Origin of the sequence: Paenibacillus sp. Soil766 (genome assembly GCF_001428105.1) — a bacterium.
Classification (GTDB): Bacteria; Bacillota; Bacilli; order Paenibacillales; family NBRC-103111; genus Paenibacillus_E.
In genome coordinates this window covers 18437-41145 of the sequence record NZ_LMSJ01000016.1, presented here as the reverse complement: position 1 = coordinate 41145, position 22709 = coordinate 18437, and the positions used below count along the sequence as shown (strand labels likewise).

At 44.6% G+C, this 22709-nt stretch carries 15 protein-coding genes; 4 read left to right on the top strand and 11 right to left on the bottom strand.

The window, feature by feature from the left end; all coding sequences use genetic code 11:
- Positions 1–56: 56 nt before the first annotated feature.
- The gene (locus ASG89_RS36385) at positions 57–374 is read right to left on the bottom strand and encodes a hypothetical protein (RefSeq protein ID WP_057311249.1); all 318 of its coding nucleotides are present in this window, start codon (positions 372–374) and stop codon (positions 57–59) included.
- A gap of 307 nt (positions 375–681) precedes the next feature.
- Between ASG89_RS36385 and ASG89_RS13570 the strand changes: the two genes are divergently transcribed.
- Positions 682–1749 carry a Gfo/Idh/MocA family protein gene (locus ASG89_RS13570; protein ID WP_057311248.1) on the top strand — a complete coding sequence of 356 codons (1068 nt, stop codon included), beginning with the start codon at positions 682–684 and terminating at the stop codon, positions 1747–1749.
- A gap of 57 nt (positions 1750–1806) precedes the next feature.
- Here the strand turns inward: ASG89_RS13570 and ASG89_RS13565 are convergent, their stop codons facing one another.
- Complete coding sequence (locus ASG89_RS13565) at positions 1807–2631, bottom strand: phytanoyl-CoA dioxygenase family protein (protein ID WP_057311247.1); 825 nt, start codon at positions 2629–2631, stop codon at positions 1807–1809.
- Positions 2632–2724: 93 nt separating this feature from the next.
- On the opposite strand from ASG89_RS13565, the gene ASG89_RS13560 reads away from it, so the two are divergent.
- Positions 2725–3597: an AraC family transcriptional regulator gene (locus ASG89_RS13560; RefSeq protein ID WP_082593077.1), complete on the top strand. Its 873-nt coding sequence runs from the start codon at positions 2725–2727 to the stop codon at positions 3595–3597.
- A 7-nt stretch (positions 3598–3604) separates the two neighbouring features.
- Here the strand turns inward: ASG89_RS13560 and ASG89_RS13555 are convergent, their stop codons facing one another.
- From ASG89_RS13555 to ASG89_RS13545, 3 genes are read right to left on the bottom strand one after another with little or no spacing between them, the layout of a single operon-like run.
- Complete coding sequence (locus ASG89_RS13555; RefSeq protein ID WP_057311245.1) at positions 3605–4402, bottom strand: TatD family hydrolase; 798 nt, start codon at positions 4400–4402, stop codon at positions 3605–3607.
- A gap of 36 nt (positions 4403–4438) precedes the next feature.
- Positions 4439–5725 carry an AAA family ATPase gene (locus tag ASG89_RS13550; RefSeq protein ID WP_057311307.1) on the bottom strand — a complete coding sequence of 429 codons (1287 nt, stop codon included), beginning with the start codon at positions 5723–5725 and terminating at the stop codon, positions 4439–4441.
- Between the two features lie 14 nt (positions 5726–5739).
- A complete protein-coding gene (locus ASG89_RS13545; RefSeq protein WP_057311244.1) occupies positions 5740–7161 on the bottom strand; it encodes an RtcB family protein in 1422 nt (473 codons plus the stop codon).
- A 424-nt stretch (positions 7162–7585) separates the two neighbouring features.
- Between ASG89_RS13545 and ASG89_RS13540 the strand changes: the two genes are divergently transcribed.
- Complete coding sequence (locus ASG89_RS13540) at positions 7586–9127, top strand: sensor domain-containing diguanylate cyclase (protein WP_057311243.1); 1542 nt, start codon at positions 7586–7588, stop codon at positions 9125–9127.
- A gap of 94 nt (positions 9128–9221) precedes the next feature.
- Here ASG89_RS13540 and ASG89_RS13535 read toward each other — a convergent pair whose 3' ends face one another.
- The 3 genes from ASG89_RS13535 to ASG89_RS13525 all read right to left on the bottom strand — a co-directional run bounded on the left by ASG89_RS13535 (position 9222) and on the right by ASG89_RS13525 (position 12268).
- Positions 9222–10607, bottom strand: a complete 1386-nt coding sequence (locus ASG89_RS13535) for a PAS domain-containing sensor histidine kinase (RefSeq protein ID WP_057311242.1) — start codon at positions 10605–10607, stop codon at positions 9222–9224.
- 119 nt (positions 10608–10726) lie between these two features.
- Positions 10727–11422, bottom strand: coding sequence for a Na-translocating system protein MpsC family protein (locus ASG89_RS13530; protein WP_063867864.1), 696 nt, complete (start codon positions 11420–11422; stop codon positions 10727–10729).
- A 141-nt stretch (positions 11423–11563) separates the two neighbouring features.
- Entirely contained in the window at positions 11564–12268 is a 705-nt protein-coding gene (locus tag ASG89_RS13525) for a DUF2294 domain-containing protein (protein ID WP_082593073.1), read from the bottom strand.
- 377 nt (positions 12269–12645) lie between these two features.
- Here ASG89_RS13525 and ASG89_RS13520 point away from each other — a divergent pair, with 377 nt between their 5' ends.
- A complete protein-coding gene (locus tag ASG89_RS13520; protein ID WP_057311239.1) occupies positions 12646–15165 on the top strand; it encodes a heparinase II/III domain-containing protein in 2520 nt (839 codons plus the stop codon).
- 963 nt (positions 15166–16128) lie between these two features.
- Here the strand turns inward: ASG89_RS13520 and ASG89_RS13515 are convergent.
- From ASG89_RS13515 to ASG89_RS13505, 3 genes are read right to left on the bottom strand one after another with little or no spacing between them, the layout of a single operon-like run.
- A complete protein-coding gene (locus tag ASG89_RS13515; RefSeq protein ID WP_057311238.1) occupies positions 16129–19233 on the bottom strand; it encodes a glycoside hydrolase family 2 TIM barrel-domain containing protein in 3105 nt (1034 codons plus the stop codon).
- A 26-nt stretch (positions 19234–19259) separates the two neighbouring features.
- Positions 19260–20870, bottom strand: a complete 1611-nt coding sequence (locus ASG89_RS13510; RefSeq protein ID WP_157276646.1) for a response regulator — start codon at positions 20868–20870, stop codon at positions 19260–19262.
- A 7-nt stretch (positions 20871–20877) separates the two neighbouring features.
- Complete coding sequence (locus tag ASG89_RS13505; protein WP_157276645.1) at positions 20878–22629, bottom strand: sensor histidine kinase; 1752 nt, start codon at positions 22627–22629, stop codon at positions 20878–20880.
- Positions 22630–22709 lie beyond the last annotated feature (80 nt).

Sequence of the window (22709 nt, the reverse complement as noted above, 5' to 3'; positions counted from 1 at the left end):
TATCCTCCGCCACAGGCTAAGTAATTCATCATTGACCTCAATGTGCGCGACATCGATTAAGGACTGACTGGATAGCCAATGGTCGACCCATCCCCCCCCCCACATACCACATAGTAATCCGCACTATCGACTAGGCACTGTCCATCCAGCCCCCTCTCTTCACCTATGAACAACTGATAGGTACCTCCTGGCCTGGAAATAATCAAATCGCCGGAACGAATGTGATGAGGAATGCCGTTAAGATCAACACGGCAAGTACCATTCACTTGCAACCTCATCAGTACGCCGTCCTTTCTACGTTCCAACTGGTTGCGATGCGGTGCTCGATGGCGGGAATAACCCACATCTATATACCGAAATCCGTAATTTTCCATGGTCGGCTCCTTTTGTTTCTTTCAATTACAATAAATGGCTACATTTTCAGTCGGTATTGGTGTCTTTTATGGATTTGGAGGGAAATGCAGCAATGCCATGCCTATACGTCTACTCCTACAACTCCCACTCACCTCAACTCTACTCGAAACCATAAACTCTTTCATTAAAAAAATGCAAAATAAGTCAACTGATACAAGATCGGATATTCCTGCTGATAAAGGGGTTTCTTATAATGAATTTGCATGAGAATTCGTTTAATAATGAATCGTATAGGCAAGTGTGCCCTACATGGAGGAGGATCGAACAATGAGATCAACATATCGAATTGGTATCGCTGGAGCAGGTGGCATTTTCAAAGAGTCGCATTTGTCGGCCTGGATGGACAATCAAGAGTGTGAGATCGTCGCCATCTGTGACGTGAATGAAGCACCTGCGCACGAAATGGCTGAGCTGTCGGGTGCAAACCTCGTTTACACCGATTATAAGCAAATGCTGATCGAAGCGGATTTGGATGTGATTGATATTTGTACACCGAACCTGTATCATTCGGAAATTGCGATTGCGGCATTACAAGCGGGGATCCACGTCATCTGTGAGAAGCCAGATGCGGTCTCTCCCGTCGAAGCGCAAAAGATGGCTGATGCTGCAGCCCAAAGCGGCAAGCTGCTCATGACGATCCGCAATAATCGCTTCCATCCGAATGCCCAATTCCTACAGAAGATTGCGAAAGAAGGCGGTCTCGGTGAGATCTATACCGGACGCTGCGGTTGGATTCGTCGCAGGGGCATCCCTGGCAAGGGCGGATGGTTCACGACGAAAGAATTATCTGGCGGAGGTCCTTTAATTGATTTAGGCGTTCATTTCATCGATATAGCGGTGTGGGTCATGGGCAATCCCAAGCCTGTCGCGGTCAGCGGGGCCACTTACCGTAAATTTGCTGACAACGAACTATCGGACTCCAAGGACAGCGGCTTCGGAGAGAAGCATGTCGATGGCACATTCGATGTGGAAGATTTGGCTGTAGGCTTTATCCGCTTTGACAACGGCGCTACGCTGCAAGTCGAGTTCAGCTGGGCCTCCAATATTGAAGAAGAGACATATTTTGTCGAGCTTCGCGGGACGAAAGCCGGCGCAAGTTACCGAAATTTTGAGTTAGGTTTATTCTCAGAAATAAATGGTCAACTAGTCGACAGCAAACCTTCCCGAACTCATGTGAAAACAGCCAAAATGCATCATGCCAATATTAATCACTTTATTGATTGCCTGTCTGGACGAGCAGAGCCGATCATTCGGCCAGAGCATGGCGTGGAAATGATCCAAATCTTGTCCGCGATATATGAATCGGCGGAAACTGGCCGAGAGGATCGCCTCTAGGAAATGGAATGAGAAACGACGGAACGAATTCTCTGCGTTTCCGTCGTTTTATTTTTCTTATTTAAAATGGCCCCTCGGCTTTTTCCCGCTCCATCTTTCATCTACCTTCTCATTCACAGACTGATACCTCGCATCTACACTAATCCGGTACTGATTCGTCGTATTCTCCAGGGAACAATGCATCAAGAACATGCCAAAGATAAGCACATCTCCCCCCTGAAATTCAGTCGTTGCCCACTTACCGCCAAATTTCTCCGTAATGATCAACGGATCATCTGTATAGTGATTTACCCCATCACGATCAGAATCCTTGGAGCCATAGGACGCCTTCAATTTCTCAAAACGGTGTGAGCCAAGGCAGATGGCCAGTCCTCCCATATCATAGGGTACATCTCCGAGCGGAGACCATACCGTATACACATTATGAGTCCCTCTCCCCATATAAACGATATCATAATGCGCTCCTGTGAAGTCGCCTTTACCAACCGCTCTCAACCATTTGTAATGGTAGGTTAACGATTGTTCACCCAGAAATTCATCAAAGAAGCGCATAATATGTTCGCCGTTCAAAACATTTATAAGTGCAGTTAAATCTTCATTCGTACCGCCCATGAAAATGGTTTTGCTGCCATCAGCCATCACCCCATCCTCAAGCTGAGTATCACGATCTAGCTTCCCCATCTGAGCCATTTTTTCCAGAATACTTGTACGAGCCTCTAACACCATGTCCCGATTATGAAATCCACGAATGAGCAAGTACCCATCCTCTTCCATACGCTCACGCAATGCTTCGATATCGTGAAAAATATCATTGGAGCTTCTTAGCTCCGTTAAATGCTGCCCAGGCATCTCTAATTCGCGGTTGCCTACTTTCACCATCATCCTCATCCACTCTCCTCAGTCCTATCTTTCTTGCTTATAGTCAAAGTATAGGATACACAAATGAGTTCCACCATGGATTAGCGTTGTCATTTCATGTATAATCGTACAATAACGAAGACTGTAGCGAAGGAGCACTCCGTGACCTATATCGACATTCCTTATGAGTTAGAAAAGAGAGACGTTTCCCTTCCCCTATTTCACTCCATCTGGAAGGTTCATGCCAATAATAGCTATGAAGTATGGAAACGTGGAGGTTTCAAATGTCCTGGTGTTTTCCTTACTTTTGATGGGAAAGGTAGCATTACGCTAGCCAATCAAACGTATGAGCTGGAGAAAAACACTTTTTTCTTCGTGGAAGACAGCATCCCTGCCATGTACAAATGTCTGAACAACAATTGGAAATTTTACTTTTTAGACTTCAGCCAACTGTACATGACCCGCAATCTTCAGCTCCCCATAAGGGAAGTTATCTCGACTGGTAAAATGGCAGAAGCCATGCAATTGTGCGAACGGATGATTGACGGCTTAATCGCTCAGCCTCTTGGCTACGAATATGCGTCAAACATTTTACTGCAAGAAATGTTTCTCCTGTTTACTAGAGAACATTCTTTGGTTGCCCTTTCTCATCACACCGAGCTCAACCAAATCCTCATTTATATCCATCGGAATTTGGACAAGCAAATTCGCATTGAAGACCTGCTCCAGCTATGCGGCTGGTCGCGTACGACCTTTTTCAATCGGTTCCGCGCACTAACAGGCTTGTCTCCAACGGATTATCTATTAAAACTAAAGCTAGCGGCTGCGAGAGTTGCCCTCGAAACCACTAGCTTATCCTTGAAAGAAATTGCAGCTAAGCTGCATTTTTATGATGAATTCCATTTTTCCAAACTATTTAAGAAAGCATTCGATCAATCCCCCAGCATGTACCGCAAGATGAAACTGATGGGCACTGAGAAATACTTGTAAGACAAGATCATAGACTCAATCCAAAAAAATCCTTTGTCGTTTGTGCAGTTGATTCTGCAAGTTCCTCGGCAGTGATCCCAAGGCATCCAGCAACTGTCGCTGCAATGTGCGGAAGAAAAGAAGGCTCATTCCGGCCATCCTGCGGCTTAACGGTTAGATCCCTTGGTGTAAGAAAGGGGGCATCTGTTTCTAGCATTAAACGATCTAACGGTATTTTCTTTACAAGTTCACGCAAGTGCTTGCCTCTACGTTCATCACAAATCCAGCCTGTGATTCCAATATAGAAGCCTAGTTGCAGATATACCTGAAGCTCTTGCATCGATCCGGTAAAGCAATGAACAACAACCTTATGCATAGATCCGGCATACGTCTTCATAATACGAACGAAATCGTAATGAGCTTCGCGCTCATGTAGGAAAAGTGGCATTTGCAGCTCGCAAGCCAGCTGTATCTGTGCCTCAAACCACTTCCGCTGTACATCGCGAGGTGAAAAATCACGGTTGTAGTCTAGTCCGCACTCACCAATGGCAACCACTTGCGGCTGCTTCGCCAACTGTCGCAGCCTAACCATCGTATTCTCCTTGCAATTGCGCGTGTCGTGCGGATGTATCCCTGCCGTTGCAACTAATTTCCCAGGAAATTTTCCTGCATATCGCGACGCTTCATCGCTGCTTCTTAGGCTTGTTCCCGTCATGATGAGCGGGGTCACTCCCGCCGCATGCGCTCTCGCAACCACATCCTCTCGGTCGTGATCAAAAGAGCGATGCATTAAATTAACACCTATGTCGATGAGTTGATTCATCATGTTACGACACCTCCTCTTCATTTATCATCACATTCCCTAACTAACCAAAAAACCAACCCTCACATCCGTGTCCTCTTTCATCCATGACATCGTCTGCCCTTTATGCAGATCTAACTTCATGGACTTAACAAGCTTCTCGATATCCACGCTTTGCTCGTAGTGCCACTGAAGTGCAGCGGATACATACAATTCATTTAACTGAGCAAACGTAAACCCTTCTGTTTGCTTCGCCGTTACGCGAATCAACTCTTCATTTAGAAGCTTCCCTATCCCCTTTTGCTCCAAATAGATCTGCCTCAACTCTAGGTCTGGAAGCTTAATTTCATAAGCACGGTCGAATCTCCCTGCCCGGTTCATTAGCGCCGGATCAATTTGCTCCGGATAATTCGTTGTCCCAATGAGGAAAACCCCTTCTTTCGAAGTCGCACCATCCAAAATGTTTAAAAAGTACGACCTTGCCCGCTGCGGCATCGCATCGATATCTTCAATGACAAGAATCATTGGCGCCATTGTAGCTGCAGCTTGAAAGGCCTCTTCAATAGATTCACTACCCGTATTCTCAGTTATTTGCCAATATGCAACAGGTGCCTTTACGCTGCCGGCAATCGATTTGACGAGCGTTGTTTTTCCATTGCCCGGCTTCCCGTAAAGCAGGATACCTCTTTTGTAAGGAAGCTCATACGCTTTAAAAAAAGCACGATCCTCAGCAAAAAACTGATCGATTGCACGATAAATATCTGTCTTCACTTCACTCTTCATAATGACTTCTGATCTGTCAACCATGCGTGTTATTGGTGCCAATTCCTTTTCCATGCCATGAGGTCCATCCGTGAATACGGTCACTTGGCGACGGTCTAAATCCCTGCGCCGCTGCCTAGCGTGTTCTAGAAAACGCAATAGACTTGCATCATCCACAGCAAAAACAAAATCCTCTACCCCTACTCCATGCATGCGAAAGATGGGGACTCTAGCTAAAGCGATTCCCCAGTTCGGGTAAGCAAAAACGTTATTTCGAAGTGTGGGATACGTTCGGTATATCGCATCATTACTTGCCCCATCGATTCCGAATGCACGTGATTCCATATGGTCGAAGATTCTAGTGACGAGCTGAACATCACTTGATCCTGCCTTCACATCCTGTTCGAGCAGCTCCCAATATTCTTCTTTCCCATCGTCACTTAAATAGGTTTCAAAGTCATGACCATATTTCTCCCTCAGCACATTTTGAATGCGTTCTAACACATAGACATAGTCCCCGTATGCTTTAGGCAAGTCGCCTTCAGACCTAATTGGAGCTGTTACAGCCGCTGATTCTTCATTCATCCTTACACTATGTTTCATTTAGCACCTTTTACTGCCGCCATAGGCTTGCATTTAGCCACTACTTCGGCCAAACCCGCTCCGACGACACTTTCAATAATTTGATCAACATCTTTATAAGCTTGCGGCGATTCATCTAGAATCGATTCTAACGACCTTTGGTTTACAACAATTTCATCATTCGTACCCACTCGCATGTAAGAAGCGAATTCATTCAGTGTTACTAATCTTTTCGTCGCACTGCGTGAGCGAATTCGCCCTGCTCCATGACAGATGGAGTGAAAGTTAGCTTTGCCACCAGGTGCTCCTACCATGATATAGGAAGCTGTCCCCATTGAACCGGGAATCAGCGCAGGGTGACCTGTTGTGAGATAAGGCTGAGGGTTATCAGGATGGCCTGCCGGAAGCGATCTCGTCGCCCCTTTGCGATGTACAAAATAGGACTGCTCATCATGCTTTTCTTCCCACGCATAGTTATGCATAAGATCATACAACGTACTCATTTCAAACTTCGAGCCAAACACATCTTTACCAGCCTCACGAATGGCATAAGCAATCAGGTGGCGATTGACGACCGCATAATTGAGTGCGGAATACATCAGATTCACATAGTTCTGAGCCTCTGGATGCTCCAATGGTGCATATAACAGCTTAGGATCAGCCGTACCTAATCCGTGCATCCGCATCACCTTCAAGATGTCACTACTGCAAGTTTGACTCACTGAGCCACCCCATGCCCGCGATCCCGAGTGAATCATAATGACCACTTGACCATCGAATAGTCCCCAGGCTTCTGCCACATCGCGATTCTCTTCCGCAATTTCGATCGACTGAATCTCGGCAAAATGGTTCCCATTCCCAAGCGTCCCGAGCTGACGATGTGACCGATGCCAAACGTTGCTCGGAAATCGATTCAAAGCATTTTCATCTATTGTAAATTTATTGCTCTCTACATGCGTAAGTGAAGTAGCCTTTCGAGGCGTATAGCCGTCCGGGATATACTTCTTGGGAAGTCCATGCAGTCCTTTGGTGACGATGTGTTCCAATCGGATGTCTGAGAAATGGCCGCGTGCGTGATCCTCAACAGGCAAATACTTCTCGATCGTCTTCACCAGCTTACGGCGCAGCTTCACATCTTTCAGTTCATCCTTATGCACATTGGTCATATGCACGCGCATGCCACAGCCAATATCGCTGCCGACAATAGACGGTGATACGTATCCATTATGCGTGTTCCAAACTGCCGTCGTACCGATGCAAGTACCAACACCGACATGTACGTCAGGTGTATAGCTCATATACATGCCATTCGGAATCTGCAAATTATTGTTGGCCATCTGAAACACTTGATAATCTAACCCTTTAAATAACTCAGGTCCTGCGTACACATGGACGACTCCCGATGGGAGCTGGATCTGCCTATAATAATTTTCTTTCATTCGTTATGTTCCTCTCTTTTGTGGACGCAAAAAAGCCGTAGACCCACATCGTCTACGGCTTTTTCATGTCAAATTTACCTAGGCTTACTCCAAGAGTAGCTAAGTATTCGTCACTAGTCCGGTTGAGACCGATGGTATAAAATGCTTTTCAATTGTCAGGTTATTGATAGAAATTTGATTGCGATTCATATCGTCGGCCTCCTTTCCATTCATTTACAAACATCATACGAGTCAGAGCCAAGAACTGTCAATCCGTTAGCGGTGGAAAGATTAATTATAATGATAAGTCCTTTTTATAATAACGTTGCTGTCTTCCAATCACCCGTTGTTTTTTTTCTACATTGCGTCAATGGTAAAATTCATGCTAATGTGAGAATGAAAAATTCAATATTCCACTACATAATGATGATAAGGAATATCTCAAATGAATGAACTGTTCTTAGACTTCCTAACGATTTTTCTCCCTACTTTTTTCTTTTTTTACATGGCAATCACATTAATTCACCGAAATATGAACAGTATGATGAACCGAATTGCGGCTATTCTCATGTTTGCTTTTCAGTTATATTTCTTAGGGGAATACATTAAAACGTCCTTACTGCCTCAATATCAAATGCAAATTGTTCTTTATGGGAATAGCCCGATGCTTCTGTTAGTCATATGCTGTTTGATTCACCTTAGCATACTCTTTGGAGGTTCAACTACATCGTACTTGAAGCGATACTTGCCGCTCTTTTACGCAGCCCCCTACGTATTATGGCTGTTTTTTCTAAGTACCAAAGATCATCGCGTCTTATACGATATCAATGTGACAGATGGACGAAGTCCGCTCGATCCGCTATTTCTGCTTCTTACCGTTCTCTTCATAGCAGGCTATATTCTAATTTCGGTTGTGATTCTTTCTATCTCTTGGTATCGAACTCGTGAATCGAAGCATAAGAAGTCTATTCGTTCTATGCTCCTCAGTTTATTCTTGCTTTTTGCCTGGTTTGTCATGGTCACTTCTCTCTTACAATTGAAACTAGTGACGTCACGGAATGCTATGATTTTATTTTTTATCGGCTATCTGTTCTGGGCGGTTGCCCTTCGTCACTTAATTGGTAAATATGACATTATGCCGGATTACCGTAAACTCTTTCACAATCTTTTCCAATCGGCACCTACAGCCATTTTGCTTCTGGACGAAAAGGGAGAAATAAAAGAAATGAACCCAAGGGCGAAACAATGGCTTTCTGGTATCGCTGACTCTGACATCATGAGCCATTTTCAGTTCGATGACAGGTTGAGTCTAACCGCTAGATTGGCTTGGGTTCAACGAGAGAACGAAGTACAGTGGGAGGCCCAAATCGTCAATACGCATAAAGGTGATCTGGATTTGATAATCGGCCTAGAATTAATCGAGGAAACCAACGAGAAACTATTTGTCATGCACCTAACTGACGTTACTTCGTTGAAGGATACAGAACGTAAATTATTAAAATCCGAACAAAACTACAAATATTTAGCGCACCATGATCCGCTTACGAATCTATATAATCGCGCAGCTCTTCAAGAGCAATTGTTGCAAAAGATGATGGTTCAAGAATTTTTCGCCTTAATCTTAATCGACTTGGATCGTTTCAAACCAATTAACGATGTATATGGTCATTACATTGGAGATCTTTATCTGAAGCATTTTGCGAAAATTCTGGAAAGCTGCGCTCAACCTAGTGATCGTATAGGACGTATAGGAGGAGACGAATTTGTATGGATCATTTCATCCATGCATGAAAGCATGAAATTAGACACCTTTATCAGTGAAAAATTATCCCTTTTGTACGAACTTCCTTTTCAATATGAGGACATTCATATTCCGATTTCATTTAGTTCTGGCGTCAGTCTGTACCCTAGCGATGCGACGGATATCACTTCTTTAATGAAAAAAGCGGATGAGGCCATGTACAAAATGAAACACAGCAAACGATAAATTCCATGTAGCTCAGCTCCGGTTAAGCCCGCTGTTTGTAAACAAAGCCTAGGGGGCCGCTATTGCCTGTATGTTTGTTTGCGATGAAACTTACTTATGCTTGTTCGTCGATCGGCAGACAGATATGTATGGTTGTACCTAGTCCTTCCTGACTAGTTATTTCCAAAGTCCCTTTATGAGAATGAATGATTTGCTGGGTTGCCATCATGCCAAGTCCTGTCCCGTTCTCTTTGGTACTATAGAAAGGTGAGCCGATTTTGGAAATAAGCTCCCGCGGAATTCCTTGACCATTATCCATGACTTGGACTTTTATTACTTCCGCGGTTGGTCTTGATCCCACAATGTCAATATGCCCTCCATCAGGCATAGCCTCCATTGCATTTTTGATTAAATTAATAAAAACCTGCTTCAACTGAGCCCCTACACATTCAACGACAGGCAGTTCCTCCAGATGAAACGTTCTTATTTCAATATTGTTCATTAAAGCTTGTGAGCTCATCAGCATGACGACATCCTGAATTATTTGCCAAATGTGTTCACTTTTGAACCCTTGTGCTTTCGGTTTTGCTAAGTACAGCAATTCACTCGTAATCAGATCGATTCGATTAATTTCATCCTTCATGATGGTAAAATAATTTTTTTTAGCGTCAGGTAAGGTTTTTTCAATAAGTTGGGTAAATCCCTTCAATGATGTAAGCGGATTCCTAATTTCGTGAGCAATAGAAGCCGCTAGCTGGCCGACTGCGGTCAGCTTTTCTGCTTGTAGCAGCATCATTTTATGGTTGTTTTCTTGCGTGATCTCCTTCGCTACTCCGAATACCCCTTTGACTTCATCATTAACAATGATCGGGATGTTGGTCACTTTCACATCAATAATACCCCCGTTTTTGTGAATCGCTTTCGTTTCATAATGCTGGGTAATGCCTTTTGCCGCATGATAAAAATAACTTCTCGTCTTCTCCAGTTCCTCCGGCGGTATCAATGGTAAGTACGACATTTTTAATAGCTCGTCCGCACGGTAACCGATCATTCGCTCCATAGCCGGATTCACTTGAAGATAATTCCCTTCCAAATTAAAGGCAAAAACAGCATCGGGGTTATATTTAAAAAGAGACTCATAGTGCTGCTCCTTTTCCAAGGAAATCCCTTTCTTCTGGGTGATGTCCTGAAAAAAAATTGAAAGGCCGCTGGATGACGGATAAGCTTTCACACCGAACCAAGTTGCTAAAGGAGAATAATACACATCAAATTCTACACTTACTTGTTCAAGCATCGCTTTATGAAATTGTGCATACAAAGTAATATAAACGGCAGTCGGTATTTCACTCCACATCCAATTACCAACAAGCTGGTCCGCATTTCCAAATAAAATTTTGGATGCTTCCGCATTAATATATGTAAACTCCCAGTCCGTATTGACTGCAAAAAATGCATCTGAAATGCGATCCAATATCTCATTCCGTTCATAAAAATCAACCATGTTTTGCCCTCATTTCGCGAAAAGTGAACTAAATATAGAAAAAACCTAAATAAGAGCTGCAATAAGCAACTTTTATTTAGGCTGATGCCCAGCGTTCTTTCTGGTTCATTACCGCCAACTTATTGACCTGGATTTAAGATGAACACAATGACGCTTTTATCCAAATGAAAGTCCCAGTCGACAAATACATCATTAATCTTCGCATTTAGGAAGCTCTGGAAATGGCCGTTATTATGGAGATGACTCTTTTCCAGGTTGCGCTTAGCCAACCTTAAACTTTCTTCATGTCCAATTCGTATTAATTCTTTTTCAATACTAATAAGGATACCATTTCGGATCACTACAAGGTTTCTTTCATTGATCAAGAATGAGTGCACTTCGTCCGGCTTTTTCTCAACCTGTTGAGAGATCGTACTAATCTCTCGATGAAGCTCCTCTTTCCCTGTGTAATCGGATTCTAAAGAGATTGGTTCATCGTCATCCCCAGATTCGATACCTACCATAACACCCGAATGATTATGAAGTCCCCAGTCGTAATAAAACTCACCAATCTTCATGCCAGCAAATACGAGCAAATAAGCTTTTATTTCAGGAATTAATGACTTCATCAATAAGTCTCTAGTCGATTGTATGGAATGGATCTGATCTTGATGTAGTAAGATTTTTTCCGTCGGTGATAAGAAGTGTTTTAAATACAGAACGACAAACGGACGATTGATGCTGACAAATATGGATTGTGGACCTTTCCCGAAAGAATCTCGTAGCAACCTGCCTACGTAACTAGCGATTTCGGTTTGTGCTTGTTTATCCAACATCATTCATCCTTCATTAAGGCAAAAGCATTATTTCTTTCACCCCAGATTTATTTTAATTAGTTCATTGGAAATATTCAACTGAAACTTTACTTATTATGTACCCCTGGAAGCGTTCTATCCATCTATGTATCAAATTGGCTTCTAATCGTGACTTGGGTTTAAAATAAACACAATAACGCTTTTATCCAAATGGGAATTCCAGTCCGTAAATATATCCACAATCGGCGACTTTAAAATTTTTTGAAAGTGATTGTTATTAAACAAATGATTTTTTTCAAGATTTCGCTGGGCAAGCTTTAAACTTTCTTCAAAACCTAACCGAATTAATTCTTTACCAATACTGATCAAAATACCTGATCTAATAACGAGAAGCGTCCTTTCATTAATGAAATAAGAATGTGTTTCATCGGGGATTTTTTGAATCAGATGACTGATGCTCTCCATCTCACGGTGTATCTCATCTTTCCCTGCATACCATTCTTGAGTGCTCTGATCTACCGAATCCCCCTCAGTTGCAATGCCGACAAATACACCTGAATAGTTATGCAATCCCCAGTCATAGTAAAATTCCCGAATGTTCATTCCTGTGAACAGCATCAAATAGGCTTTGATTTCAGGTACTAGTGATTCCATCACTAAACTCCTCGTATGTTGAACGGTACAAGAATGGTCCTGCTGCAGAAGAATCTTCTCCGTTTGCGATAAAAAATTTTTGAGGTATATAACAATAAACGGACGATGGATACTTACGTAAATCGATTGCGGTCCTTTCCCAAAAGCTTCTCTGAGCAATCTTCCAATGTGACTTGCAATTTCGTATTGCGTTTGCTTTTCATGATTATCCAAAAATCCCATCCTCAGCTCTGGTAAGGCTAACTTTTACCTTCCATTATTTAGTGACAAAAAACCTAAATAAAAGTTGTTATGAACAACTTTTATTTAGGCTTATGTCCAGCTCGATCTCTGGTTCATTAAGTCCGAAGTAAGAAGTAGACAAACTAACATTATTTATATAAGGCACAAGCATTATTTCTTTTACCCTAGGAGTTATTCTAATAACTTTTTTTGAATATAACAAGACAAATTTACCCAGTGCAACACGTTATTCAGTTGATTTCCCCCTCCTCCTTACGCGGATTGTCCCTCTCTCCCGATCAATGCTGATGCTATAGTAGTAATAGTAGAAGTGAAATCTATACCAACTTGATCGGGAGGTAAATGAGATGAGAAACGACTCCAAGAATGTGACGACTAAACGGCCTTTCGCCTGCTATGATACGGAGCAACTGGAGGGCATTCGCACCCGAATATCCATGCAGCCTGAACTGCGGGAGGAATATGAGCGACAGTTGAAGTTATCCGATGCCTTTGCCGAATTGGAATTGTCTGTGCCTATTCAACTCATATCCGCTTATCGTACGAATCCCTTTGTGTTTCGAACACCAGTGAACGCTGCAAATATGAAGATATCTTTTTACATCAGAGGAAAAGGAGACGTTTGGATCCGACAAGTGCAGGTTACCAATTCGGAAAGAGGATTGCCAATCCCGATCGCAAATGGCAACTTTGATCAGGGTGTAACTGGGTGGGAGACAGCGTCGCGCTCCTCCTCCAGCTCGGCTTCCCTTGAACGATCTGAGGATTCAAGGCTCGGGCAATGTTTGTATGTAAAGAACATGTCCGATAATGACCAGGTGCTTTTGGCAATGACAGATCCGATTCCGGTATATGCCCAAGAGCATTACAGCATTCAGACAACCCTTCGAATGGATGATCGCTTATCGGAGGACGGCGTATACACCGAAATTAGGTTCCTGGATGCTGCTGGGCAGCCAATGGATGCGGGATATGTTTCGTGCCCTTTTAACCGGAAGACGCCGACCAACTGGGCTGCCCTGCTGGAGACCGCTGGAGCGGACGCGGACGCTTATATGGTGACAGCGGATCCGCTGTACGCGGAGCGAGCCAAGCGGAAGATGCTGTACATGCTGCCAGATATGTGCCAAGGCATGGATATTTTCAAGGCGACTGGCTGGCATGACGATGATACTTACGGGGCCGTCCATATTGGACGAGGCATGGCTGTGCTATCCGTCATTTACGACCAGATTGCCGACTCCGGCGTTATTCTCCCCGAGGAAGACGCGGCCATTCAATCTCATTTCCGCTATATAGCTGGTATGATGATGGACACCGAATACTACCGGTTCGATCTCGAACAGTTTCCAGATGAAAAAGGCGGCAAACGCAGCAACTGGAACGCTGACCGTGCCACAGGCCTCGGGATCTACGCACTAATTTTCCCCGATGAGATACTTGCTGAAGTCTATCTAGCGCATGCCTGTGCTGTCGTAGATTGGCAATTGGAGCATGTCGTTGACCAGGATGGCGCGTGGCCTGAGAATATCCGCTACCATGGTGCCGTGCTGCATCGGTACTTTCTGTTCTTCACGCTGCTGCAGCGACTTAGAGGGATCGACTACTGGTCCCATGACAAGGTAAAGATGATGTATCGGTTCTTACTTGGCACAGTAACCCCGAAAGATTCCGTTCATGGTGGACCAAACTCGGAGCCTAAACTGCTGTTTCCCGCTGTTGGTGATTCGACAGTCGATGACCAGTGGTTCCGTATGTTCTCCTATGCAGCGCCTTTCTATGTGCAATCAGATCCCCAGCTTAGCCGGGAAATGATGTGGGGCTGGAAGCACGGGGGCAGCGTGGTCCGAGATACAGGGTCCAGTCCCTGTACCCTGCTGGCGCTTCTCTACCCGCAGCCAGAACTTCCACAGGAAGCACCAGCGCTAACTTCCGTTCACTATGCTGGCATCGGGTATGTCATCTTCCGGCAGCATTTCGGTCAATGGGGACAGGAAAACTATGCTATATTCGAGTCTTCGCCACTAACCTATCATGCCCACCACGACGAAGGGCACTTCTCCCTATGGGCGGACGCTACCCCGTTGACCCTTGATCCCGGAACGGGCGCGTATTACAACGGAGACCGCCATTGGTATGTGAACGGACATGCACATAACGTAGTTCAATTTATGGATGAGGCTGGTATTGCGCAGAATGGCCCGTTTAAGAGCATCTGTGAAGAAGTTGGCTTCGCTGACCAACTGGATTATGTCCGAAGTTCCATTCCAGATGATCTTGCCGAAACCTACCATCGCCACTTTGCCTATGTGAAGGCTGGTGGTGCTAATGTCTATGTGATTTGGGATCATATCCGAAGTCAGCGGAGCAGCGTCTGGAATCTGCATACTATGAGCACATCCTCTGATATTGAGAAGAACCGAATCACGGCTCACTGCTTAAATGAAATGAAACTGGAAGTTACCTTCTTGGAGCCAGGTGGGATTACAGCATCAACGGACCATGGGGCTGTATCCGGTGCTTACTCGCTAGCTGTTCAAGAACATTTCCGTATTAGCGGTGATAGCGGCAACGATTACCTGACCCTGCTCTATCCGAAATCCGGCGAATCGTCCGGGCTTACCGTGCAATCCTTGCGGGTTGATCCTGATTATCCGGAACTTCGGATGTACAGGGTACTCCGTGAGGAACAAGTTTTGTTCCATCTGTTGGTGAACGGGTCGGACAGCGTGCATACTTGCTCATTGCGATCTGATGTACCGCTTTTGAACCTTCTAAATAAGACATCCTATACACCGGAGTCTAACGGACAATGCCGGATTCCTATAGACGCCGGCAGGCTTGCTATTCTCATGGAAACTGAATAGGAATAGTTTCTTTAAAGACTAACTGCTCTACACTCACCACTATCACACTCGACATAGTTCTCTTTCATAGACTAACTCCTTGGATTCGCGAAAGAGAGTTCGGAGGGTATTGGTAGTGGTGGTGGTCGTGGTTGTATCGGTGGCGTGCTGTGGCATCAGTGGTGGTCGTGGCATTGGTGGCGGTCGTGGTTATCGGTAGTGGTGGCGGTCATGGTGGCGATGGTGGCATCAGTGGTATCGGTGGCGCGCGGTGGTGGTGGAGTTTGCAGGTTTGGAGGGACACGTAGCTTCAATTTTGTATTTAACTGGAAAATATACAGTTATTAGCGACAATTTTCTTCAAAAATTCGATTTAACTGGAAAATATGTAGTTAAAATCTAGGTTTTAGTTCACATAGGCTAGATTCTTTAAAATTAACTGTATATTTTCCATTTATTGAGTAATTGTCGAGAAAACCCATAATTTAACTGTATATAATCCATCTACTAGCCTGAAGCAACATCTATTCGCCTGGGAAGACCATCCATTTTACCTGATGCACCATCTATTTGCCTGAAACACATACTCATTCACGATACTACTGGATACCAACCCATTCGTCTGACTCAGCAAACCTTGCTATACTCCTACTCCTACTCCTACTCCTCTCTCTTCACTCACTACAATTCTATTCGCAACCAGCCTCTTACACACATACACACCAGTAAGCTACAGGAACTCCAGACCCAACCATATAAATGCATATGAGAAAACCTTCTATCGAGGTCTGTCGAAGAGAATGAGCGACCACATTTCACCGGAGAGACTTCGATCTTATACAAATAATCTCTTATATATGATAATTTTTATATCAAATAAGAATTTGTTCTTTCGAGCCTTGGTAACTTACAAATTCATATATGGTCAAAAAAGGTCAATCGACACTTCGTCGACTGACCTTTTTCATGTATTCCCCTATTGAATTACTGACTTATACCTTTAAACGAATAACTGTACGCGTAACTGCGGTTCGCATAAAGTGTAAACTCGGGATGCGTCTTCGACATCCAACTATCGTCGCCGCCAACACCCATTTGCTTGTAGTTAACTCGCAGTGCGACTTTGTCGCTAGGAGGCAGCTTATACATATGATCGTGTGCTTCTAGTTCGGACGGCGTGTACGGCAGTGCGTTCAGCTCCACGGCCCCAGCACCTTCAATCCGTAAGCCAACACCATCGACACGTGTCAGTTCTGCCCATCTAACATCCGTTTTGTTTCCGCATTCCTGAGGGCGCAGATACGGCACATATTGGTCTACTACTTTCCCTTGATATATGCCCAACCTTGCACTTTCCGCACGATCCCAATGATTTTCATGCGGCCCCCTGCCGTACCACTTCAGGTTCTCGAAGCTGGCATCCAGCTGGAACATCATGCCAATCTCCGGAATTTCCGGAAGGTTATAGCCAGGTTGAAGTTCCTCACGAATTTGGATCCTGCCATCTCCTGACACGACATATAACAGGTTGCAGTTCGAACTGTGTGTCGTTGGTAAGATATACAATACCTTTATTTCTACCTTGTCCGCATAGGAATCAACCTGCATGGCATGCAGCTTACGCTCTTGGCCGGCTTCCTTCCAAGTCGCACTGCGCTCTGGGAGCTTGTTCCCTTTATCGTTGTCGATACTAGCACGCCAAAAATTAGGCCTCGGTGCCACTTTGATGAGCTCGACTCCTTTATACATATAGGAGGTTAAATCACCTGTCAGCTTGCTAAAGGTCACACTAAAATCTGAACTGAACGTCGTGAAAGACGTATCCGACTCTTCCGTATGCAATGGCATAGTATCAGAAGCTTGCACAACACGCGTCTCAACTGGCAGCAAGAACTGTTCAAACGCAACTTCATGACCGGCAGGAGCCCATGCCTTATCTGCCTTCTCGACCAGTCGAACCGTTAATGTGCATTCTTCTCCATCGAATACGTCAGTAGGCAGCTTATAAGGAAGTGTAATTAATTCCGCAGCTCCCGCTTCTACAGCCAGTGAAGTGTTCCCTTCTTCTACTACGATGCCGTTCTTCGCCACTTCCCATTTACAATCATAATCGAATAAGTTCGTAAATAAATAGTTGTTCGTTACACGGATATGGCCTAGCTTCAGATCTACTTCCTCGAATTTCACATTCTGATAGCATTTCTTTACTTCGTATAACTTCGGAGTTACGCTGCGATCCGCGAAAATGAGACCATTCCCGCAAAAGGTGCCATCGTTAGGTGTATCGCCGAAATCCCCGCCGTAGGCAAGATACTCGATACCATCTGAGGTTTTGGTACGAATGGCTTGGTCGATCCAGTCCCAGATAAAGCCTCCTTGGAGAATGGGATACTTATCAAACAGCTCACAATATTTAAATAAATTCCCATTCGAATTCCCCATTGCATGACTATATTCACATAAAATGAAAGGTTTCTTGGGGTTAGAACGTGCATACTCTTCCACTTTGTGCGGCAGTGTATACATTTGGCTTTCCATATCCGATGCTGCATCTGATTTGCGGCAGCGTGTGACACCTTCATAATGAACGAGGCGAGTCGGGTCATTGGAGCGGAAGAAATCATGCATTTTTATAAAATTATCGCCGCCCCACGACTCATTGCCTAGTGACCAAATGATGATAGATGGATGATTTTTATCCCGCTGCAGCATGGAATTCGCACGATCTAATACATTAGCCGTCCACTCCGGTTTACTCGCAGGAACTGTCCATCCTTCGTCTTCTTGGAAATTGGACCAGCTGCCGTGCGTTTCAAGGTTCGTTTCGTCAATGACATACAGACCATATTCATCACATAAATCGTACCACAGCGGATGGTTCGGATAATGCGAGGTACGAACTGCATTGATGTTATAGGCTTTCATCAGTTGAATATCGCGAACCATATCCTCATACTGAATAGTACGGCCAGTATCGCAGTTAAACTCGTGACGATTCACACCCTTGAACAAGATACGTTTGCCATTAATCTTCATCAGCCCGTCCCTTAATTCAAATCTACGGAACCCAATGTTGCAGCTCACCGCTTCAATCAAATTCTCGGAAGAATCCTTCAGTGACAGAACCAAACGATATAAGTTAGGCGTCTCAGCCGTCCATTTCATGGGGTTCTCAAACTTCGTGAGAAGCTGCAGCTCCTGATCATTCTCATCGTTAATTTCTACTTTCGCGAACAATGGTGCTTGTACGAGATTGCCATCATTATCATAAAGACTTGCTTCCAGCGTATGCATGCCTAGCTTCTCTCCGAATGCATTCGTCACCGTCGCCTTTATTTGCAAGTGGCCATGTTGGTATTCATCATCCAAATCTGCTACAATGCCGTAATCATAAATATGCGCCTTCGGCGTGCTATATAGATAGACATCGCGGAAAATCCCGCTCATCCGCCAGAAATCTTGATCCTCCAACCAACTGGCATCGCACCAGCGATAGACTTCTACGGCTAATTTGTTTTCACCCTCATGCAAATAAGGCGTCAAGTCAAATTCCGCAGGTGTGAACGAATCTTCACTGTATCCGACCAAATCACCATTCACCCAGACGTAAAACGCCGATTCCACACCTTGGAAACTAATATATACAGGAAGCTCCTTCCATTCATCCGGTACTGAAAATGTACGGACGTAGGAGCCAACTGGATTATAGGCCGTCGGTGCAAAAGGAGGCTTAATATCCTCCTTGCCTTCCCAAGGATATCTTACATTCGTATACTGTGGGTAATCGTAACCTTGAAGCTGCCAATGCGATGGAACTTGAATATGCTCCCAGCCGCTGGTATCGTAGCCCATTTCATAGAAGTTCGCACTCCGTTTATCCGGGGTCTCAGCATAGCTGAATTTCCACATACCATTCAGTGAAACAGTGTATGGGGATGTGCTTCTATCCCCTTTGAGCGCTTCTTCTACCGATTCATATGGCATTAAAGTCGCATGAGCGTTCATTCGGTTTAACTGGAAAATCTCTGGATTATTGTTCCACTCGGGGTAACCGTTCTTCGGACGTGTATATGAATATTTTTGACGCATGTCGTGCACCTCATCCACATTAATTTTCACCTTGTGTACAGCTGTTTGAAATCAGACGGTGTCATGCCTGTATGTTTCTTAAACAATTCACTGAAATGCCGCCTGTCTTCGTATCCTAGAGCCTGAGCGATCTCTTGTACCTGCTTGCCTTCCAGCAGCATCGCTTTCGTCTGCTCCATCCGCTCTGTTGTTACGAATTGGGTGACTGTCATACCCGTAACCTTCTTGAACAGATTAGCAAAATAGCTGCCGCTCAAATAGACCAGTTTGGCATAATCATTCACTGTCATGTTGGATGCTGCATTTTGACGTATATGCGCAATGACCTGCTCGACAACTTGGTTCACATCTTCGACATGGCGTTTCTGTATGAACTCACAACCCATCCTGCACAATTCCTTGATATTCTCTTGAAGTTCCTTCAACTTATACGAGGATAGATTTTTGATCTGATACTGATAACGTTCAATCCCTTCCATCTCCTCGCGCGTTAGCTTCTCAGAGAAGATGCGGTTGATTAGAAAGGCGAGCTCATCCCCCATGCCTTTGACTACCTCAGGAGCCGGAGGGATCGAGGCATGGACGGTTTCCTCAAACAGTTCATCCACAATGCTGCAAGCTTTGGGCAAATTCCCCGACCTTAAGCAGTAAAAAAGCTCCTTTTCCTTCTCGGGGGAGTAGCGCGGCAATGTTTGATGGACAGAGCTCAAATCCCGGTACTTGTACACGGTATTGCCGCCCGTATAAAAATTATAGGAGATTGCAGCGAACGCCTGGGAATAAGAGTAGGAGATCTGATGGATCTCTTGCACTTCTTCTCCAAGCCCAATGGATATGGTATATCTGGAATATTGATTAACATTCTCGCGGCATCGCTCCGCAATGGCTTCGGCATGGACGTTATCCGAAGGATTGAATATCGCTACATACCGGTTCGTATGATCTCGGAAAACAAAACCTTTGGTGTATTCCTTCAAGCTTTCCTCCAAAATATTGTGAACAGTGAACCGGATGAGTTCCACTTCCTGAACAGGCAGCGTATCGGTTTGCTCCGTGAACTGATCAATTTCTGTCAGCATGACAACAAAACGTTCTCGCTCAAGTCCAATATTTAAAAAATCCCAACGCTTTTGCGCTTGTTCAGGCGTCGTTCGGAACTGAAGCAGCAGTTGAAAATATTCCTGCCTCAAGAAGGGCAAGCTTTCCCGCAGCTTTCTTTCCATCTCACGGTACCGCTGCGTTTCATGAATTTCCTCATCAATTGACTGCTTAGCCTTCATAACGACATCGATAATTTTCTGCGGGGTATAGGGTTTGACAATATAATCGAATGCACCTAGTCGAAGCGCCTCCTGGGCGTACTCAAAATCGGTATAGCCGCTCAAAAAGACAATTTTCGTTCGCGGAAACCATTCCAGAATCTGTCTAGTCATTTCCAGCCCATCAATTTTTGGCATTCGGATATCGGTCAGAACAATGTGTGGCTCTGTGCTTTTGATAAGTTCAATTCCCTGCTCACCATTGCTGGCCGTACCTGCGATGCCAATTCCGTAAGATGCCCAATCAATTTGGTTGGCAATGCCCTGCACCACGGTTTTGATATCGTCGATTACACACATTCTAAGTTCAGTCGTCACTGCTTGATCACTCGCCTGTCAATGGTATAGTTAGTTTCACCGTGGTGGAGACAAAAGGCTCGCTGCTCAGACGAATATCTGCTTGATTGCCGTAGTAAAGCCGCAGTCGTCCATACACATTGCGAAGTGCGTAGCTCTTGGCGGCTGATTGCTCCCTTCGCATATCGATGTCAACGGCCCCGACATCCATGCCTTCCCCGTTATCCTCCACTTGAAGAACCAGAAGATCCTCGGTACTTGAAATGGTTATCTGAATTTCCCCCTTACCATCCATACTCTGAAACCCATGCAAGATGCAGTTTTCCACCAAGGGCTGCAATATAATTTTCAAAATCGGAATATCTAGCAAGGACTCATCCTCTAGCTCAATCGAATAATCAAACAAATCCTCGTAGCATTTCTGCTGAAGAATTAAATATTGCCTAACGTGATCAATCTCTTTGGCTAATGTGGTCATCTCGTTCCCGCTATTTAGACCAAACTGGAACATGAGAGACAGCGAAGTAATCATCTCCGTGACATCCCGGTTTTGCGACGTTTCCGACTTCCAAATGATCGTGTTTAGTGTGTTATATAAAAAATGCGGATCAATTTGGGCCTGTAGGGCTTTTACCTCCATCTTGCGCTTCTCGTACTCGGCTTCCTTGACATCCTCAATCAGTGAAGAGATTTCCTCCAGCATCCGGTTAAACTTCAACCCAACCTGCGTCACCTCATCTTCATATTTCGAAGTGAAACGTACATCGAGATTATTTTGTTCCACTTTCTTCATTAACCCTTGCAGTTTGTGCAGAGGCTTCAGAAGAAAGCTCGATATAGCATTGGACAACACGAAGGCCAATATGGCGCAGCACAGCATGATCCAGAGTGTGATGGTCTTGATCCGATTCACCTGATGAAGCAAATCCGACTGCGTTTGCACGCTAACCATCGTCCAATTGTCCGCCATCGTGAGCCTTGAATAATTGACTAGATACTTGTTACCTGCGATGTCATGTTTGAAAAATCCGCGATCCTGACTCTGCACCTGCTCTAAAAAAGAAGGGTCTCTCTGAAAAGGAGGCGTTTGACTGCTTAACGGAAGTACCGTTTCGCCGTTGCCTGATATGAGATAGTAGTTCTTAGACGGATCAAACAGACCATCCGTTACAACCGTGCTAATGGCATCTTCTTTCACATTGACGACAACGTAGACATCACGTACATCTGCTTCCGTGACAGGCTTCATAATCAGGGATATTACCCTCGCTTTACCTAAAAAAAGCGGATCCTCGTGATCTTCCAGCCATACAACACGTTCTTTGGTGTTCAGATATTGGGAAAATATCGTATCCTTGAAACGAACCTGCCCGTTACGCAGATCATTCGTTGCATACATTTCGCCAACAGGAGTGTAGATCAGAACGGATTGAATCGAAGGCTCAATGAGTTTCATTTGCCCGAGAGGCGTTTGCAAAGCTGATAACCGTGTATAATAAGAATCCGAATTATTCGCAAAAACATCCTCCATCGTGTTCTTGAATGGATCACTCAGCATCATCGAGGAGGTCGAGACAATGATGTGCCGGAACTTTTCATCCAGCACGCGCGCAGATTTATTCAACGTATTCTGGCTGGAAATAAACGCTTCACTTTCTGTGGATCGAAAAGCAATCCAGTAGGACATGATACCCGTCAGAGCTATGGAAACGACGGTCAGCATCAAAACCGAGATCCTTAACCGTTGGCGGAGCGATAGCCGATAAAACCATTGATTCAAACTAACTCCCCCTTCCCCACTCAATAATAAGGAAGAGACGCACTGCTTTAAGCGGCGCGCCCCTTACCTATTGTATCCAT

What these genes read in the sequence shown, in the direction of transcription:
- ASG89_RS13530 (WP_063867864.1), bottom strand. Translation starts at nt 11,422, where the DNA reads ATGTTGGATAAACAAGCACAAACCGAAATCGCTAGTTACGTAGGCAGG.
- ASG89_RS13535 (WP_057311242.1), bottom strand. Translation starts at nt 10,607, where the DNA reads ATGGTTGATTTTTATGAACGGAATGAGATATTGGATCGCATTTCAGAT.
- ASG89_RS36385 (WP_057311249.1), bottom strand. Translation starts at nt 374, where the DNA reads ATGGAAAATTACGGATTTCGGTATATAGATGTGGGTTATTCCCGCCAT.
- ASG89_RS13555 (WP_057311245.1), bottom strand. Translation starts at nt 4,402, where the DNA reads ATGATGAATCAACTCATCGACATAGGTGTTAATTTAATGCATCGCTCT.
- ASG89_RS13565 (WP_057311247.1), bottom strand. Translation starts at nt 2,631, where the DNA reads ATGATGGTGAAAGTAGGCAACCGCGAATTAGAGATGCCTGGGCAGCAT.
- ASG89_RS13540 (WP_057311243.1), top strand. Translation starts at nt 7,586, where the DNA reads ATGAATGAACTGTTCTTAGACTTCCTAACGATTTTTCTCCCTACTTTT.
- ASG89_RS13570 (WP_057311248.1), top strand. Translation starts at nt 682, where the DNA reads ATGAGATCAACATATCGAATTGGTATCGCTGGAGCAGGTGGCATTTTC.
- ASG89_RS13515 (WP_057311238.1), bottom strand. Translation starts at nt 19,233, where the DNA reads ATGCGTCAAAAATATTCATATACACGTCCGAAGAACGGTTACCCCGAG.
- ASG89_RS13545 (WP_057311244.1), bottom strand. Translation starts at nt 7,161, where the DNA reads ATGAAAGAAAATTATTATAGGCAGATCCAGCTCCCATCGGGAGTCGTC.
- ASG89_RS13550 (WP_057311307.1), bottom strand. Translation starts at nt 5,725, where the DNA reads ATGAATGAAGAATCAGCGGCTGTAACAGCTCCAATTAGGTCTGAAGGC.
- ASG89_RS13520 (WP_057311239.1), top strand. Translation starts at nt 12,646, where the DNA reads ATGAGAAACGACTCCAAGAATGTGACGACTAAACGGCCTTTCGCCTGC.
- ASG89_RS13560 (WP_082593077.1), top strand. Translation starts at nt 2,725, where the DNA reads ATGTATAATCGTACAATAACGAAGACTGTAGCGAAGGAGCACTCCGTG.